Raw genomic sequence first — 15622 nt, 5'->3', positions numbered from 1 at the left:
AGGGTGGCCGCCGCCCTGCCCGGCGGCGACTTCCACGGGGCCGAGTGGCGTACCGGGCGGGGGCACCGGGCACCGGACCCGTCAGAGGTTCCGCTCCGCGTAGATCTCCATCGCGTCCCGGACGAGGACCGCGGTCCCCTCGCCGTGCTTGTCGTAGTTGGCCGTGAAGCGGGGGTCGTCCACGTACATCCGGCCGAGCCCGATCACGTACTCCTTGCTCGGTGCCGTGGTGTGCGACAGCCAGGCGACCTGCCGCCGCGCGATCGCCTGCACCTCGTCGCTGCCGGCCGCCAGACCGTCCCTGCGCGCCCGCGCGAAGTCCCGGGCGATGCCGGACTGCTCGTCCATGAACGCCTTCTTCTGCGCGTCGTCGAGCGACCGCCACCAGCGGTCCCCCTTCTCGTACGCGTCACGGCCCCAGCGCTCGGTGACCTCCTCCTCGTACACCGTGTGGTCGAAACCGTCGAACACTTCGTCCGCCATGAGCTCTTCTCCGTTCTCGGTCTTGTGGAGAGTGGTCCGCACCGACGCGATCTGGCGTCCGATGCGCTCGCGCTCCTGTTCGAGCAGGGCGAGATGGGTGCGGAGGGCGGCGGACGTGTCCCGCTGCCCCGCGAGGACCTCGGCGATGGCGGGCAGTGAGAGCCCCAGCTCGCGCAGCAGCAGGATCCGCTGCAGACGCACGAGCGCCGCCTGATCGTAGTACCGGTAACCGTTCGCGCCGATCCGGCTCGGCTCCAGCAGTCCGCGCTCTCCGTAGTGCCGGAGGGTGCGGCTGGTGGTGCCGGCCTTCTTGGCGATCTCTTGGATCGACCACTCCATGCCGAGAACGCTAGATCTTGACGTCGCGTCAAGGTCAAGCCACGACGGACGGAACCTCGCGGGAACACGACGAAGGCCCGGATCCGATCGGATCCGGGCCTTCGCTGCTACTGAGTAGCGGGGACAGGATTTGAACCTGCGACCTCTGGGTTATGAGCCCAGCGAGCTACCGAGCTGCTCCACCCCGCGTCGGTAAACATGACTGTACGCCATGACCGGGGCGATCACGAAATCGGTTTACGGCAGCAACTGATCGGAAGCCGGTCAGCAGCCGCAGTCGTCCGCGCCGACCGGCGCGGTCAGCGGGTCCGCGGCCTTCTCCGCGGGCCCTTCCCACGTCTCGTACGCGAAGCCCTCCCGCACCCAGTACTCGAAGCCACCGAGCATCTCCTTCACCTGGAAGCCCCGCTCGGCGAGGGCCAGCGCGGCCCGCGTGGCGCCGTTGCAACCGGGACCCCAGCAGTACGTGACGACCGGCACGGACCGGTCGAGCAGCTGCTCGGCCTGCTCGGGGATGAGCGCGGTCGGCAGGTGGATCGCGCCGGGGACGTGCCCCTGGTCCCAGGAGGCGGTCGACCGCGAGTCGAGCACCACGAAGCCGGGGTCCGTGCCGTCGGCGGCGGACGCGGCGAGCACGGACGCCACATCGGAGACGTCGGCGTGGAAGGCGAGGCTCGCGGAGAAGAACGCGGCAGCGGCGGCCGGGGAGGCCGGCGGGGTGCGGAGCACGGGGTTGACCTGCGTCGTTGTCGTCGTCATGGTGATCAATCTACGGACGAAGATCACCGCGCTGAAGTGAGGATCCACGGTGGTCGGGGGCGGCGACCGGGGAATCCCGGGCGTTCGCCAGGACAGGGCGGGGATCTCACGCGTCGGGATCGCGCGGCCCCGCCCTCCACCCGCCGAGCCGTGTCACATAGGCGAGGTTCCATCCGTCATGACGGCATGACGGGACGCGAACGGGGAGAACGACGAGTGGACCACGACAAGGAACTGCTGGCCCGGCGCTTCGAGGCCGACCGGGGCCATCTGCGAGCGGTGGCGTACCGGATGCTGGGCTCGCTCGGCGAGGCCGAGGACGCCGTCCAGGAAGCCTGGATCAAGCTGAACCGCAGCGACGTCAGCGGGGTGGAGAACCTCAGCGGCTGGCTGACCACGGTCGTCGGCCGCGTCTGCCTCGACATGCTGCGCTCCCGCGGCTCGCGCCGCGAGGACCCGCTGGAGTACTACGTCCCCGACCCGATCGTGCGCCTCCCCGACACCGCCGACCCCGAGCACACGGCCGAGGTCACCGAATCCGTCGGCCTCGCGCTCCTCGTCGTCCTGGAGACCCTGTCGCCGGCCGAACGGCTCGCGTTCGTGCTGCACGACATGTTCGCCGTCCCCTTCGACGAGATCGCCCGGATCGTCGACCGCACCCCGGCCGCCACCCGCCAGCTCGCCAGCCGCGCCCGGCGCCGGGTGCAGGACGCCTCCCCGGCCCCCGGGCCCGACGCCCGGCGGCAGCGGGAGATCGCCGACGCCTTCCTCGCCGCCGCGAACGGCGGCGACTTTGAGGGACTGCTCGCCGTCCTCGACCCGGACGTGGTGCTGCGCGCCGACGGAGGCAAGGCCCTCGCGGCCGCCTCCAAGATCGTCCGGGGCGCCGAGGCCGTCGTCTCCCAGGCCCTCACGTACGCCAGGTTCCGTACGGCCGCACTGCCGCTCCTGGTCAACGGCGCGCCCGCGGTCCTGTCGGTCGCGAACGGACGCCCCGGCGCGCTCATGGCGTTCACGATCGCCGGGGACCGGATCGTCGAGCTGCACATCCTGGCGGACCCGGAGCGCCTCGCCGCGCTCGACCTCTCGGAGGAGGATCTGGCCCGGGCGACGTACTGACCGGCACGGACGCGCGGGCGCCCCGGGCGGCCGGACCGCCGTGATCGGCCTAGCCCCGGGCGATCGACCCTCGGACGGTCGCCCCTCGGGCGGCCGACCAGGAGGCTCCGGCCGTCAGGGCGACGGCGGCGCTCGCGATGCCGAGGACGGCGCCGGCGGCGACGTCGCCCGGGTAGTGGACGCCGGTGTGGACCCGGGAGTAGCCCACGGCCATCGCCAGGACCTGCAGGGGCACCGCGGCCGGGGGCAGCACCACACCGACGGCGGTGGCGAAGGCGACCGCCGACGCGGTGTGCCCGGACGGGAACGAGGCCGAGTCGGGCATCGGCACATGACGGCCCGCCACCACCCGGGCCGCCTCCCGGTCCGGCCGCTCCCGGCGGACCAGGCGCTTGCCCAGCAGGTTCGCCGCCGCCGAGGCCACGGCGATGGCGCCGACCCCGGCGAGGGCCGCCCGGCGCGGCCGACCGGGGGCCAGGGCGAGCGCCGCCGCCACGGTGAACGAGATCTTGGAATGGTCGGCCGTGTGGGAGAGCCTGCGCAGCCCCGCGTCGAGCGCGGGACTGGGGGTGGCGGCCACGGCGGCGTACACGGCGCCGTCGATCGCGCGGATGTCCCGGAGTACGGCCCGGAAAGGGCTCTCGGTGGTGGTCCCGGTCATGCGCCGCTCCTCGGGTAGGGGTGGGAAGGGTGATGGAAGGCGATCTCGATGACGCGCCGCCAGTTCATGGGCGGCACGGGGTCGCTGGCTCCGGGCCGGTCACGGGGCACGAGGACCCGCAGGGCACCGGGTCGGAGGGTACAGACGACGGGGGTGGGCAGGATCAGCGCCTCGCCGTCCACGGCGACGGCGATGGAGCCGGGATCGAGGCTGCCGGGTGCGGGACACCCGGGTGCAGGGGCGGGCGCTCCGGCCTCGCCGGACGCACCGGCGCCGCGGGTACGGGCGGCCTCACCGGCGCCGCGGGTATGGGCGGACTCACCGGCGCTGGGGGTACGGGCGGCCTCACCGGCCCCGCCAGACTCGCCGGCCCCGGCAGCCCCAGTGGGTCCGGTGGGTCCGGTGGGCCGGGTGGGCCCGGCAGCAGCCCCGGTGGGCCCGGTAGCCCCTGTGGCCCTGGTAGCCCCAGCAGTCCCGGTAACCCCACCAGGCCCACCAGGCCCACCCGGACCACCAGTCCCACCAGTCCCACCGATGACCGCCTTCCCCGTCACCTCGACGCGGGTGGCCGTCAGGACGTTCAGGCCGGTCGACTGGGTGCCTCGTACGGCCAGTTCGGCGGCCTGGGCCGCCCCGTCGACGCGGACCCCGATCACCCCGAGCCGGCCTCCGTCGAGCCGGGGTCTTCTGGCCGTGGCCGCCCCGAACGGATCGGGCGCCGCGTACGGGTTGTTGCTGACGAGGATCGCCTGCTGCGCGGGCAGCCGGACGTCGTCGGCGAGGGCGTCGAGGCGGTCGCCCTCACCGCCCTGGAGCAGATCGGGCAGGAGTTCCAGCGCGGTGCCCGCCTTCGCGTCGCGGTACTCGGGGTGCTGGACGACGTCCGCGTACACACCGAAGGAGACCGTGTTCACGAAGGCGCGCCCGGAGACGGAGCCGAGGTCGACCCGGAGTTCCTCGCCGTCGACGAGGGCGTCGAGGCAGGTCGACGGGTCGGCGCGGTCGAGGCCCAGGTCGAGGGCGAAGTGGTTGCGGGTGCCGGCGGAGATGACGAGGAACGGCAGGTCGTGCTCGGCGGCCACGGCGGCGACCAGCGCCTGCGTACCGTCGCCGCCGGCCACACCGAGCAGGTCGGCGCCGTCGGCCACGGCCTGCTGGGCGAGCGCGGTGACGTCGGTCTGGGCGGACTCGTCGAGGAGGACGACCCGGGCGCCCAGCTTCTCGGCGCGCTCCACGAGGCCGAACCGCGCGACCTTCCCGCCCCCGGACCGGGGGTTCATGATCAGCACGGGGCGCCGGGGCCTGGGCCGCCGCTCTCCCCGCGCCAGGTCGGTCCGCTCGCCCCGGCCGCCCTCGCGCAGGTCCCGGAGCCGGCGCAGGGCGCCCCGCCCGCAGAGCAGGGCCACGCCCCACAGCCCGAGGGCCAGGAGGGCGGTCAGCCAGAGGCCTCCGATGATGTACAGGCTGAGGACCGCGAGGGGAGCGCCGACGGCGAGCAGGGCGCCGAGGAACCGCACCGCCCCCCGGTGGGCGAGGAACCACCAGATCCCCACGGCCGAACAGGCGATCCCGACGAGCCCGCTGAAGAGGATCAGGAGCCCGCCTGCGCCGAGCCCGGTCAGCAGCAGCACGACCGTCGCGGCGGCCGCGGCCAGCGCCCACCGGGCCAGCAGCCGGGCCTGCCCCATCGGATCACGGGATCCGTTCTCCGTCACCGTCCCACCTCCACGCTCGCGTCCACGTCCGGACTCGCCCACGGTGCCGCACGTCGCGACCGGGCCGGAGGCTTTCGCGGCAGAAAGATCTTCCCCCGAAACGCCGGTCGAACCCCGTGACCGGGTCGGCACGCGCGCGTGGCGCCTCCCCCGGAGAGGGCGCCCGTCCCCAGGGCCTGACGTCACGTCACGGTACGTCCCGCCCGCTCGGGCGGCACCGGCGCGCCCGGCCGGGAACGACGGAGCGCCCCGGCCGGAGGAAACCGGTCGGGGCGCTCCGTAGCAGGTCAGAGGGTTTCCCTCCGCCCGCCACACGTAGGCCGTGTGGGACTCGAACCCACAACCAACGGATTAAAAGTCCGCTGCTCTGCCAATTGAGCTAACGGCCCGTGGACAAGCACACCCGTGCAGCATAGCCCGAGTGATCCGCCGAACCGATCGGGTATCCGACACGGGCCGGGCCGCGCGCCGCACCGCGGGCCGTCGTGGCCCGCGGTGCGGTGCGAGGAGTGGCCCGCGGTGCGAGGCGGTGAGCCGTGCGGGGTGCGCCCCGCGGGGCGGGTGGGTCGGGAAGGGCCGGCTCCACGGTCAGAACAGGGCCTTGAAACCGTTCCAGCCGCCCGCGCCGATCAGGGCCCGCGGGCCGTACAGACCCGCCCCGGCACCGCTGTGCTGCCACAGCCTCCCCGACGTGTCCCGCGCCACCAGGTCCGCGCGGCCGTCGCCCGAGATGTCGCCGACGCCGACCACGGCCGAGTACACGCCCCAGCCGGGGCCGAGCTTCGCCCGCGCGGTCAGCCCGCCGGTCGCCGTGGCGTAGTACCGCCACATCACACCGGCCGCGTCCACGCCGACCAGGTCGCCGCGCCCGTCACCGTTCAGGTCGCCGGCGCCGACGACCTTCTTGTACAGCTTCCAGTCGGTGCCGATCCGGACGCGGGGCTTCGGCCGGTGGTCGGCCGTACCGGCGAAGAAGTACATGTCACCGGTCGAGGCCTGGCGCACGATCAGGTCGGTGAAGCCGTCGCCGTTCGCGTCGCCGGGGGACGTCAGGACGTCGTACTGGCCCCAGCCCGCGCTGATCAGGGTGTACGGCGACGAGGCCGACACCACCGTCCCGCACCCCGGCCGGTACGCCCGCAGCTGGTCGCCCACCCGGGCCAGGACGTCCGCGCAGCCGTCGCCGTTCACGTCGCCGTACGGCACCAGGACGGACGCGGTCCCGAACTTCGCGCCCGTTCCCGCGTACCGCCCCGACAGACCGCCGTACCCGTCACCCCGGTACATGGACACCAGCCCCGCCGTGTCCATCGCCAGGAGGTCGCCCTGCGTGTCGTTCCCGGCCATGTCGCGCCAGGCCGGCTTGCCGCCGGTGACCGTGACCGTGCCGGTCAGGGCGAGGTCCCTGCCGATCCCGTCCGCCGCGCTCGCCTGCAGGTGCCAGGTGTACGTGCCGTTCGGGACGGTCTTCCCCGCGGCCGTCCTGCCGTCCCACGAGACGTCGACGCGTCCCCGGGTCCCGTCGGCGCCGAAGCTGCGGACCGGGTCGCCGGAGAAGCGGTGGCGCACCGTCAGCTGCCAGATCGCCGCGGGCTTGGAGAGCGACCAGGAGGCCTTCCAGCCGTCCTGGAGCCGCATCGACGCCGGCGCGGTCACCGAGGCCGCGGTCAGGTCGGAGGTGGCCACCTCGGGCCAGACCACATGGACGCGGTTCCCGGCGTCCTTGTAGGCGACGGCGCCACCGAAGCGGTCGACGGTCCAGGTCTCGCGGCGGGCGCCACGTACGGCCGTGGCGTCGACGAGCCGGCGCACCACGGCCCGGCCGGAGGCGAACTCGGTGAGCCGGAGGTACGAGTCGGCGTCCTGCTCGACGAGGTAACCGTCGCCCAGCAGGGCGGTGTCGGCGACCGCCGGGGACAGCCCGAGGCGGGTCCCCGCCCTGAGGTCGACGACACCCCGCCGCAGGGCCGGGCCGCACGCCCAGTACAGCCATCGCCCCGCGGTCTGGAGCTCCGTCGGAGCGCACGCGACCCCGGTCGTGACCTTGCCGAGGTCCTTGCCGGTGGCCAGGTCGGTGCGCGCCACCTCGCCCGCCGTGCCCGTCCCCGTGTACAGGACGGCGCCCCAGAGGGCGGCCGGCGTGGACGGCTGCGTGCGGACGACGCTCTGCGTGTCGAGGTCCACGACGAGCGTCCTGCCGCCGCCCTGGAAGAGCGCGCGGCGGCCGAAGACGTCGGTGATCCGTCCGTTCATCTCTCCGGTGGACACCCGGCTGAGCTGACCCGTGGCGGTACGGGCGGTGATTTCGAGCGGCTTGAAGTCGTCACGGGCCAGATAGACCGTGCGGCCGTCACCGCTGTCGAACAGCGGCGTGCTGTTCTCCAGCCGCTTCGGCTCGGCGCCCGCCCACACCGGCTGCGGGTCACCGGTGTGCACCGGCCCGACCGGCAGCGTGCGGCCGTAGAAGCCGCTGCCCTTCGACGTGTTCGACTCCAGGGTGGAGAGGCGGCCCGCGCCGAGGGCGAGCGACCGCACCTCGGCCGGCAGCGGCTCCACCCGGCGGAGCTTCTCCAGGACCGGTGCGCCGTCCTTGCCCGGGACCGCCTTGAGGAGGGACCAGTCGGTGGCGGAGCCGCCGCCCACCACGGCCGCGCCCCCGCCCGCGATCTGGGTGAGCTCCGGCTCGGCGCCCGTCAGGAGCGTCCGCGCGGGCTGGTCGGGGTGCAGCGCGACCAGCGTCCGCCGCAGGGAGGCGCCGGTGCCCGAGGCCTCCCCGAGGGCGAGGACCCAGTCGCCGACGAGGGCGATACGGGCGGTGTCCACGCCCTCGGGGAGGACGAGGGTCCGCTCGGCGCCGGTCAGGGCGATGCGCTCCCGCACGTGGACCGTGCGGTCGCGGTCCACCCAGGCGAGCCGGTCCGGGCTCAGCGCCACCGGGGCGACGAGGACGCTGCCGGCCGGGGTGGCGGCCGGGATCACGGTCATCCGTCCGCTGCGCAGGTCGATCACGCCGAGGTCGGAGTAGTCGTCCGTCTGCCCGTCGCCGGTCCGGCCGAAGCGGATGACGGCCGTGGTGCCGTCGCCGGCCGCGAGCCGCGCCAGATGCAGGTCGGTACCCTCGGGCCAGCCGGTGACGGGCGTGCGGGTCCCGTTCGGGTCGTCGGCGCGCACCAGGTGGTACCCGGTGGTCGTGCTCGTGTCCTCGGCGGAGGCGTACCGCTGGAAGATCAGGGTGTCGCCGACGAGGCCCCGGTAGCTCACGTCGCCCGGTACGTCGAAGGTCCGCTCGGTGCCGGTCTCCAGGTCACGGACGCCGTGCACGCCGATGCCGCGCTGGACGTACAGGTAGCGCCCGCCGGTGCCGGACTCGGCGAAGGGCAGGAACCCCTTGTCGTACCCCAGCCGCACGCTCTTCGCGGGATCGGTGAAGTCCGTCCACTCCAGCTCCCCGCCGTACGACCGGTCGGGGTCCTCCGTCTCGTGCGCGTAGCCCGTCGGGCCGACGGCGGTGACGGTCTGCTGCCGGGGCACGGCCCGCGCGTTCGGCGCGATGTCCAGCTGGTCGATGCCGACGACCGGCGAGGCCTGGGCGACCACGGCGGGCGAGAGGCCGGCCGCCGTCGCCACGAGCGCGGTGGCGAGGACGGCGATACGCGCGCGGGGGTGCCGCGCGCGTGCGAAACGAGACAAAGGGGTCCCTCCCCAGGGCGACCTGCTGTGCGGGATGTGGGGAGAGACCTCCGCCGGGCCCCCTGGCCGGCACTGCTCACCCACGTCGACCGGTCGAGCGTATCGGGTCGTACGCGGGTACGACTCAGGGCCCGCTCCGGCACCGAGGTGCGGGGCGGGCCCTGAGGTTCGTTCAGCTGTTCACCGTGGGTCAGCCGTTGCGCTTCCAGCGCGGCTTGTCGTCGCGGCGGCCGAAGGAGCCGCCGGTCGAACCGGTGCCGCGGTGGTCGCCGCCGGCGCGGTGGTCGTCACGACGGCCGAACGGGCGGTCGCCGCCCGAGCGGAAGCCGCCGGCGGGGCGGTCGTCACGACGGTCACGGTTGAACGGACGGTCGCTGCCGCGGTGGCCGCCGGTCGGACGGTCGTTGTCACGGCGCTCGAAGGAACGGCCGCCACGGTCGTCACGGTTGAAGCCACCGGCCGGACGGTCGTTGTCACGGCGCTCGAAGGAACGGCCACCGCGGTCGTCACGGTTGAAGCCGCCCGACGGACGGTCGTCACGACGGAAGCCACCGGACGGACGCTCGTTGTCGCGGCGGAAGCCGCCCGTGGGACGGTCGTCGCGGCGGAAGCCGCCACGGTCGCCACCACGGTCGTCACGGTTGAAGCCACCGGACGGACGGTCGTCACGACGGAAACCGCCGGACGGACGGTCGTTGTCACGACGCTCGAAGGAACGGCCACCGCGGTCGTCACGGTTGAAGCCGCCCGACGGACGGTCGTCACGACGGAAGCCACCGGACGGACGCTCGTTGTCGCGGCGGAAGCCGCCACGGTCGCCACCGCGGTCGCCGCCACGGAAGCCACCGCGGTCGCCGCCACGGTCGTCACGGTTGAAGCTGCCACGGCGCTCGTAGTTGCCCCGCTCGTCGCGGGCCGGGCGCTCCTCGCGGCGCGCCTCCTCGGCCCGTGCGGCGCGCTCGGCCTCGACGGCGGCGGCGGCGACCTCGGCCTCGGCGGCCTCGGTCACCTCGGCCACGGCCGCGTCCGGGTCCTCGCCACGCTCACGGGCGGCGCGGGCCACCAGGCGGTCGGCCTCCTCGCGGAGCTCGACGGCGCGGCGCTGGAGGCGCTCCAGCTGCTTGGTCAGGTCGACGACCTCGCGCTCGGCCTGCTTGGCCGAGTTGTTCGCCGAGTCGGCCTGGACCTCGGTCAGCGAACGGGCGCCGGTGATCTCGGCGACCTCGGGGTCGAACGCGCCGGCGCCGCCGACGATGTGGCGCGAGGCGTCGACGCCCGCGTCCTCCATCAGACGGAAGATCTGGCGGCGCTGGTGCGGCAGGGCCAGGGAGACCACGACACCGGAGCGGCCGGCACGGGCGGTACGGCCCGAGCGGTGCAGGTAGTCCTTGTGGTCGCCGGCCGGGTCCACGTTGAGGACCAGGTCGATGCCGTCGACGTGGATGCCTCGGGCGGCGACGTCGGTCGCGACGAGCGCGTTGACGTAGCCCTTCTTGAAGTCCTCGAGGACGCGGGTACGGGCGCCCTGCGTCATGCCGCCGTGCAGGGCGTCGGCCTTGACGCCGCTGTCCTGGAGCTGCTCGGCGATGCGGTCGGCGCCCAGCTGGGTACGGACGAAGATGATCGTCCGGCCCTTGCGCGCGGCGATGGCGGCGGTGACCGGGGCCTTGTCCTTCGGCTTCACGACGAGGACGTGGTGGGTCATGGTGGTGACGTTGCCCTGCGCGCTGTCGACCTCGTGGGTGACGGGGTCGGTCAGGTAGCGCTTGACCAGGGTGCCGATCTCGTTCTCCATGGTGGCGGAGAAGAGCATGCGCTGGCCGCCGCCGGGGATCTGGTCGAGCAGCTCGGTGACCTCGGGCAGGAAGCCCAGGTCGGCCATCTGGTCGGCCTCGTCGAGGACCGCGATCGTGACCTGCTCCAGGGAGCAGGCGCCACGGTTGATGATGTCGCGGAGGCGGCCCGGGGTGGCGACGAGGATGTCGACGCCGCGCTCCAGGGCGTAGATCTGGTTGCCCATGGACGTACCGCCGCAGACGACCTTCATCTTGAGGCCGAGCACGTCGCCGTACGGCTGGAGGGCGTCCGCGACCTGCATCGCGAGCTCACGGGTCGGCGTGAGGATGATGCCGCGCGGCTTCTTCTTCTCGGTGTGACCGCCGGACAGCGAGGCCAGCAGCGGCAGACCGAAGGAGAGGGTCTTGCCGGAGCCGGTACGGCCACGGCCCAGGATGTCCTTGCCGGCCAGGGCGTCCGGGATGGTCGCGGCCTGGATCGGGAAGGGGGTGGTGACGCCGTTCTGCGCGAGCTTGCGCACGACGCCCTCCGGCAGACCGAGGTCGCCGAAGGTGATGGTGGGCTCGGCCGGCTCGGCGTCGGCGTCGTCCGCGTCGATGTCGAGCGAGTCGAGGGTGTCGACCGCGTCGACGATGTCGTCGGCCTCGGCGGAGACGATCTCGGTGACCTCTACGGTCTCGACGATCTCGTCGTTCTCGGGCATGACGGCGTGGTCAGAACTGAAAATGGACATGCGAAATGCGAAACCTTCCGGAGTCTCGGCACGCGCCCGTCAACTCCGTGAATTCGCAAATCGACCGCCTCAATGCGGTCAGCCACGGCTAGGGAGAGTACGCGCCACACGGCGCTCTTCTGTGTCGGCGCCGGGCAATGGGATCAAACGATCTACCACCATACGCACCCTCCCCCACCTATGGCAAACCGGACTGCGTCACACCGGTCCGACCTGCGGAGATGCCGTCGGCTCCTGCGGGGCTCCCGGCCCGTCCGCGGCCCGCACTCCACCCATCTGGGTCGCGGGCCCGGGGGTCGGCGGATCGGTGGGATCGGAGGTGGGCTCCGGCGTCGGCTCGGGGGTCGGCTCGGTCGGCTCCGGAGTCGGTTCGGGGCTGGGCTCGGTCGGCTCGGGCGTCGGCGTGGCGCCGCCCCCGCCGGGTCCGCCGGACCCCCCGGCACTGCCGCCGCCACCGTTCCCGCCGTCGCCGCCCCCGCCGCTGTTCCCGCCGCTGTTCCCACCGTTCCCGTTGCCCCCCGCGGCGCCGCCCGTGCCGCCGCCCGGACCGTCGTGGCCGCCGCCGGTCGGCTGCGGCTTCGACGGGCCCCCGCGGCCGTCCGGACCTTCCACCGGCACCACGGCGCCCGCCGACGGTTTCACGGCGCCCGAGGGCGAGCCGCTCGGCACCGGGGACTGCGTACCCGCGCCGGCCGCGTCCGGTCCGCCCGAGTCCGGCCGGCCGCCCCAGGAACCGCCGTCGCCGCCCGGTGCCCCGGCGTCACCGCCACCGGACCCGGTCGCCACGCCCCGCTTCCCGCCGGACGCGCCGGGCGCCGGCTTCGCCCCGTCGTCGCTCACACTCATACAGCCGCTCAGACCGGCACAGGCCGCGACGGCCAGCGCGGTGGCGGCCCATCTCACCGGGGTGGGCAAATGGCGCACGGGGGCACCTCCAGGACACAACAGGCAGGAACGGAACGCGTCGCACTGCCCAACTCCCCGGGCGCCACAAGGGACACGGCCCCCGCGCGGCCGCTCGACCCGTCCGGGGCCCGTACCGCACGGCCGCCCCGCCCCCCGGAACGCGGCCTCGGCGGCCGCCCGGCTCAGCCGTAGCCCAGCGCGTGCAACCGCTCGTCGTCGATGCCGAAGTGGTGGGCGATCTCGTGCACCACGGTGATCTCCGTCTCCGCGACCACGTCCTCGCGCGACTCGCACATCCGCAGCGTCGGCCCCCGGTAGATCGTGATCCGGTCGGGCAGCACCCCGGCGTACCACTCACCGCGCTCGGTCAGTGGCGTCCCCTCGTAGAGCCCGAGCAGGTCGGGGTCGTCGGCGGCCGGTTCGTCCTCCACGAACACCGCCACGTTGTCCATCAGCCGCGTCAGCTCCGGCGGAATCCGGTCCAGGGCCTCGGCGACAAGCTCCTCGAACTCCTCGCGCGTCATCTCCAGCACGCGCCCATTCTCCCCCCGGGGGGAACCGTTTTGGCGATAGCGGCTGAGATCCCATATGCTTCTCACGTCCCCGACGCGCTGGGAAGCGAGTAGGTGGGCCCTTAGCCCTCATCGTCTAGTGGCCCAGGACGCCGCCCTTTCAAGGCGGTAGCACGGGTTCGAATCCCGTTGGGGGTACGCAAGAACGTGTGCGAGACTAGTGCTCGCACATCGCAAGGTCCTGTGGAGCAGTTGGTTAGCTCGCCACCCTGTCAAGGTGGAGGTCGCGGGTTCAAGTCCCGTCAGGATCGCTGAGGCTGGAAACAGCCTTGTGGCTGGGTAGCTCAGTTGGTACGAGCGATCGCCTGAAAAGCGATAGGTCGCCGGTTCGACCCCGGCCCCAGCCACAAAAGAAGGCCCCGTTCGAAAGAACGGGGCCTTCGTCGTTCCTACGGCGACGCCGTCACGAAACGCCACTGCTGATTGGTGGTCGGCCCGCTGCCGGACGCATGGGCCTGCACCACCGGAGCACCGTGATCGCGGCTGAAGTGGGCCACGTCGAGGAGCGCCCCGCTGTGGTCCGCGACAATCCCCACGCTGTTCCCGACCTGGGGCACCACTCCGATGGAGCTGTTCACCAGCGGGGCCCTCCCCGGTGCCTGCACGAACCACCAGACCTGGTTGCTCCCGCCGTTGCAGTGCGACTGCACCACCCGCGCGGCATGGGCCGTGCTCCCCCAGGCGACGTCCAGGCACATGCCGGAGTGGCGGGCCTTGATCTTGAACTTGTCCTCACCCTGGGACAGCAGACGCCACTGCTGGTTGTGGCCGGACCCGCAGGTGGCGACCACCACGGGGGCGGCGGCCGCGAAGCTCTTGTGGGCGACGTCCAGGCACATGCCGGAGTGCCTGACCTTGATCTGGTACCAGCCGGTGCCGACCGGCGCGTCGGGCGCGGCGGAGACGGCGGGAGCTTGGAAGAGGGACAGGGCACCGGCGGCCGCGAACGCCAGACACACCGCGGCTCTCGACGCCCTTCGCATGGTGGGGGACATGGCTGCACCTTCGAGCGGCACGCACGGCAAGCACCCTCCCGTGGGGGACACGAGGCCGACACGCACCACGGAGTGAAAGAGGGGGAAACCGGGTCGACGACTCACGACTGCCGGTAGTTCAAGGCTAGGTCCGGACCCCCTCGGTCGCGACCGGGCGCTACTCGGCCGGGACGGCCGCCGGTGGACGCCGGTGGAACGCGCGTTGCGGAGGGCCCGCAGCGCGTTCCACCGGGGCGGTTCAGGGCTCCCCCTGTGCCTTCGCGCGGTCCGGGCCGGTCGTCCGGTTCCGCCCGCGCACCGCGAAGGCGACCGCCACCGCCGCGACCACGCCCGTGAGCAGAGCCCAGTCCGGGACCGCGCGGCCCAGCGAGGCCACCCGCTGCTCCACGGCGAAGGAGTCGTCCACCGACAGCAGGCCCGGCAGCGCGGTCGTCCCGTCGAAGACCAGGAACAGCGTGCCGAGGCCGACGAAGAACAGGCCCGAGAGCAGCGAGGTCGAGTGGAGCGTCAGCCGGCCCACGCGCAGCGGCCGCCCCCGCAGCCAGGACCGCCGGCCCAGGTCGTACCGCTCCCAGAGCAGCGCCAGGACGAACAGCGGGACCGCCATGCCGAGGGCGTACACGGCGAGGAGCAGGCCTCCGTACGTTGGGCTGCCGTTCAGCGCCGCCACCGTCAGGACGCTGCCCAGGATCGGGCCCGCGCAGAAGCCCGCGAGGCCGTAGACCAGGCCGAGGGCGTACACGGAGAGCGCGGACGTGGGGCGGATCCGGCCGCTCGCCTCGGCGATCCGGCGGGAGGCGAAGCCCAGGCCGAGGATCTGGAGGACGCCGAGGCCGACGATCAGCCAGCCGCCGAGGGTGACCAGGAGGTCCCGGTGCCCGTAGAAGAGGCGGCCCGCGAAGGAGCCGGCCGCGCCGAGCGGGACGAGGGTGGTCGCCAGGCCCGCGTAGAGGATGCCGGTCCGGGCCACCAGCTTCGCGCGCGTGTCGATCGAATACGCGAAGAAGGCGGGCAGGAGCAGGGCGCTGCACGGGCTGAGCAGGGCGAGCAGCCCTCCGAGGAGCGCGGCGAAGTAGCCGATGCCGGAGGTCACGGCCTGTCCTTCGCGGCGGCGGCCTTCGCCGCCGCGTCGATCGCCTCCGTGAAGGTCTCCAGCGGCTGGGCGCCCGCGATCGGCCGACCGTTGACCAGGAAGGACGGGGTGGACGTGGCGCCGAGGGAGTACCCCTGCTCCTGGTCCGCGCGGACGGCCTTCCGGGCCGCGGGCCCGTCGGTGTCCTTCGCGAACCGGGCCGCGTCGGGCACGCCGGCCTCCTTCGCGAGGGCGGCGAGCCGGTCCTTCCCGAAGCCCTTCTCCTTGGCGCCCTCCGCGTAGGCGGCCTTGTGGAACTGCCAGAACCGGCCCTGCTGCCCCGCCGCCCAGGAGGCGCGGGCGACGGCCTCCGACTCCTCGCCGAAGATCGGGAAGTTCCGCCACTCGATGCGCAGGGTGCCGTTGTCGACGTACTTCCGGATCAGGACCGGCTCGGTGTCCCGGGCGAACTTCCCGCAGTAGCCGCACTTGAAGTCGGCGTACTCGATGAGGACGACGGGCGCGTCGGCCCGGCCGACGGCCAGCTTGTCGGAGGCGTCGCGGCGGGCGTAGGCCTCCAGTTCGGGATAGACGCCGGCGGACGGGTCGGCGGACACCTCGGCGACGGCCGAGGAGCCGGACGCGCCGGGGGACGAGGGCTTGGTGGCGGTGTACGAGACGAGGCCGAGCAGCGCGGCGGCGACGGCGACGCCGGAGACGATGACGACCGGCTTGGACTTGGGCATGCGGAAGCGCTCCTGGAAGGGCGGGACGGAGAAAG

General features: G+C 73.4%; 12 protein-coding genes and 5 tRNA genes. 4 read left to right on the top strand and 13 right to left on the bottom strand.

What is annotated here, in order from left to right:
- Positions 1–81: 81 nt before the first annotated feature.
- From AMK29_RS13275 to AMK29_RS13265, 3 genes are all read right to left on the bottom strand, one after another.
- Complete coding sequence (locus AMK29_RS13275; RefSeq protein ID WP_073812075.1) at positions 82–822, bottom strand: MerR family transcriptional regulator; 741 nt, start codon at positions 820–822, stop codon at positions 82–84.
- 115 nt (positions 823–937) lie between these two features.
- Positions 938–1011: transfer RNA gene (locus AMK29_RS13270), tRNA-Met, on the bottom strand.
- A 75-nt stretch (positions 1012–1086) separates the two neighbouring features.
- On the bottom strand, positions 1087–1581 hold the full coding sequence (locus AMK29_RS13265) for a rhodanese-like domain-containing protein (protein ID WP_073812073.1): 495 nt from the start codon (positions 1579–1581) through the stop codon (positions 1087–1089).
- A 186-nt stretch (positions 1582–1767) separates the two neighbouring features.
- On the opposite strand from AMK29_RS13265, the gene sigJ reads away from it, so the two are divergent.
- A complete protein-coding gene (gene sigJ / locus AMK29_RS13260; protein WP_073812070.1) occupies positions 1768–2700 on the top strand; it encodes an RNA polymerase sigma factor SigJ in 933 nt (310 codons plus the stop codon).
- A gap of 49 nt (positions 2701–2749) precedes the next feature.
- On the opposite strand, the gene AMK29_RS13255 is transcribed toward sigJ, so the two are convergent.
- The 7 genes from AMK29_RS13255 to AMK29_RS13225 form a co-directional block, all read right to left on the bottom strand.
- The gene (locus AMK29_RS13255; RefSeq protein ID WP_073812068.1) at positions 2750–3361 is read right to left on the bottom strand and encodes a phosphatase PAP2 family protein; all 612 of its coding nucleotides are present in this window, start codon (positions 3359–3361) and stop codon (positions 2750–2752) included.
- Entirely contained in the window at positions 3358–5076 is a 1719-nt protein-coding gene (locus AMK29_RS13250; RefSeq protein ID WP_241845316.1) for a diacylglycerol/lipid kinase family protein, read from the bottom strand. The genes AMK29_RS13255 and AMK29_RS13250 overlap by 4 nt, the downstream gene beginning before the upstream one ends.
- Positions 5077–5392: 316 nt before the next feature.
- Positions 5393–5465: transfer RNA gene (locus AMK29_RS13245), tRNA-Lys, on the bottom strand.
- Positions 5466–5664: 199 nt separating this feature from the next.
- Positions 5665–8766: an FG-GAP-like repeat-containing protein gene (locus tag AMK29_RS13240; protein ID WP_079196859.1), complete on the bottom strand. Its 3102-nt coding sequence runs from the start codon at positions 8764–8766 to the stop codon at positions 5665–5667.
- Between the two features lie 190 nt (positions 8767–8956).
- Positions 8957–11296, bottom strand: a complete 2340-nt coding sequence (locus AMK29_RS13235; protein WP_073812065.1) for a DEAD/DEAH box helicase — start codon at positions 11294–11296, stop codon at positions 8957–8959.
- Between the two features lie 198 nt (positions 11297–11494).
- Positions 11495–12220, bottom strand: a complete 726-nt coding sequence (locus tag AMK29_RS13230) for a hypothetical protein (RefSeq protein WP_143202893.1) — start codon at positions 12218–12220, stop codon at positions 11495–11497.
- Positions 12221–12384: 164 nt separating this feature from the next.
- Positions 12385–12735, bottom strand: coding sequence for a metallopeptidase family protein (locus AMK29_RS13225; protein WP_055601288.1), 351 nt, complete (start codon positions 12733–12735; stop codon positions 12385–12387).
- A gap of 104 nt (positions 12736–12839) precedes the next feature.
- On the opposite strand from AMK29_RS13225, the gene AMK29_RS13220 reads away from it, so the two are divergent.
- From AMK29_RS13220 to AMK29_RS13210, 3 genes are all read left to right on the top strand, one after another.
- Positions 12840–12912 (top strand) — tRNA-Glu (locus AMK29_RS13220).
- Between the two features lie 39 nt (positions 12913–12951).
- A tRNA-Asp gene (locus AMK29_RS13215) sits at positions 12952–13025 on the top strand.
- Positions 13026–13047: 22 nt separating this feature from the next.
- Positions 13048–13121 (top strand) — tRNA-Phe (locus tag AMK29_RS13210).
- Positions 13122–13163: 42 nt separating this feature from the next.
- Here the strand turns inward: AMK29_RS13210 and AMK29_RS13205 are convergent.
- The 3 genes from AMK29_RS13205 to AMK29_RS13195 form a co-directional block, all read right to left on the bottom strand.
- Positions 13164–13769 (bottom strand): RICIN domain-containing protein, encoded by a 606-nt coding sequence (locus tag AMK29_RS13205; RefSeq protein ID WP_079196858.1) that lies wholly within the window; start codon positions 13767–13769, stop codon positions 13164–13166.
- 238 nt (positions 13770–14007) lie between these two features.
- Entirely contained in the window at positions 14008–14862 is an 855-nt protein-coding gene (locus tag AMK29_RS13200; RefSeq protein WP_073812057.1) for a cytochrome c biogenesis CcdA family protein, read from the bottom strand.
- A complete protein-coding gene (locus tag AMK29_RS13195; protein ID WP_073812055.1) occupies positions 14859–15587 on the bottom strand; it encodes a DsbA family protein in 729 nt (242 codons plus the stop codon). Before AMK29_RS13195 ends, AMK29_RS13200 begins: the two co-directional genes overlap by 4 nt.
- Between the last annotated feature and the right edge of the window lie 35 nt (positions 15588–15622).

Origin of the sequence: Streptomyces sp. CB02261 (assembly GCF_001905665.1) — a bacterium.
Taxonomy (GTDB): domain Bacteria; phylum Actinomycetota; class Actinomycetes; order Streptomycetales; family Streptomycetaceae; genus Streptomyces.
The sequence above is the reverse complement of the archived record's forward strand: the minus strand, read 5'-3'. Positions and strand labels throughout refer to the sequence as shown.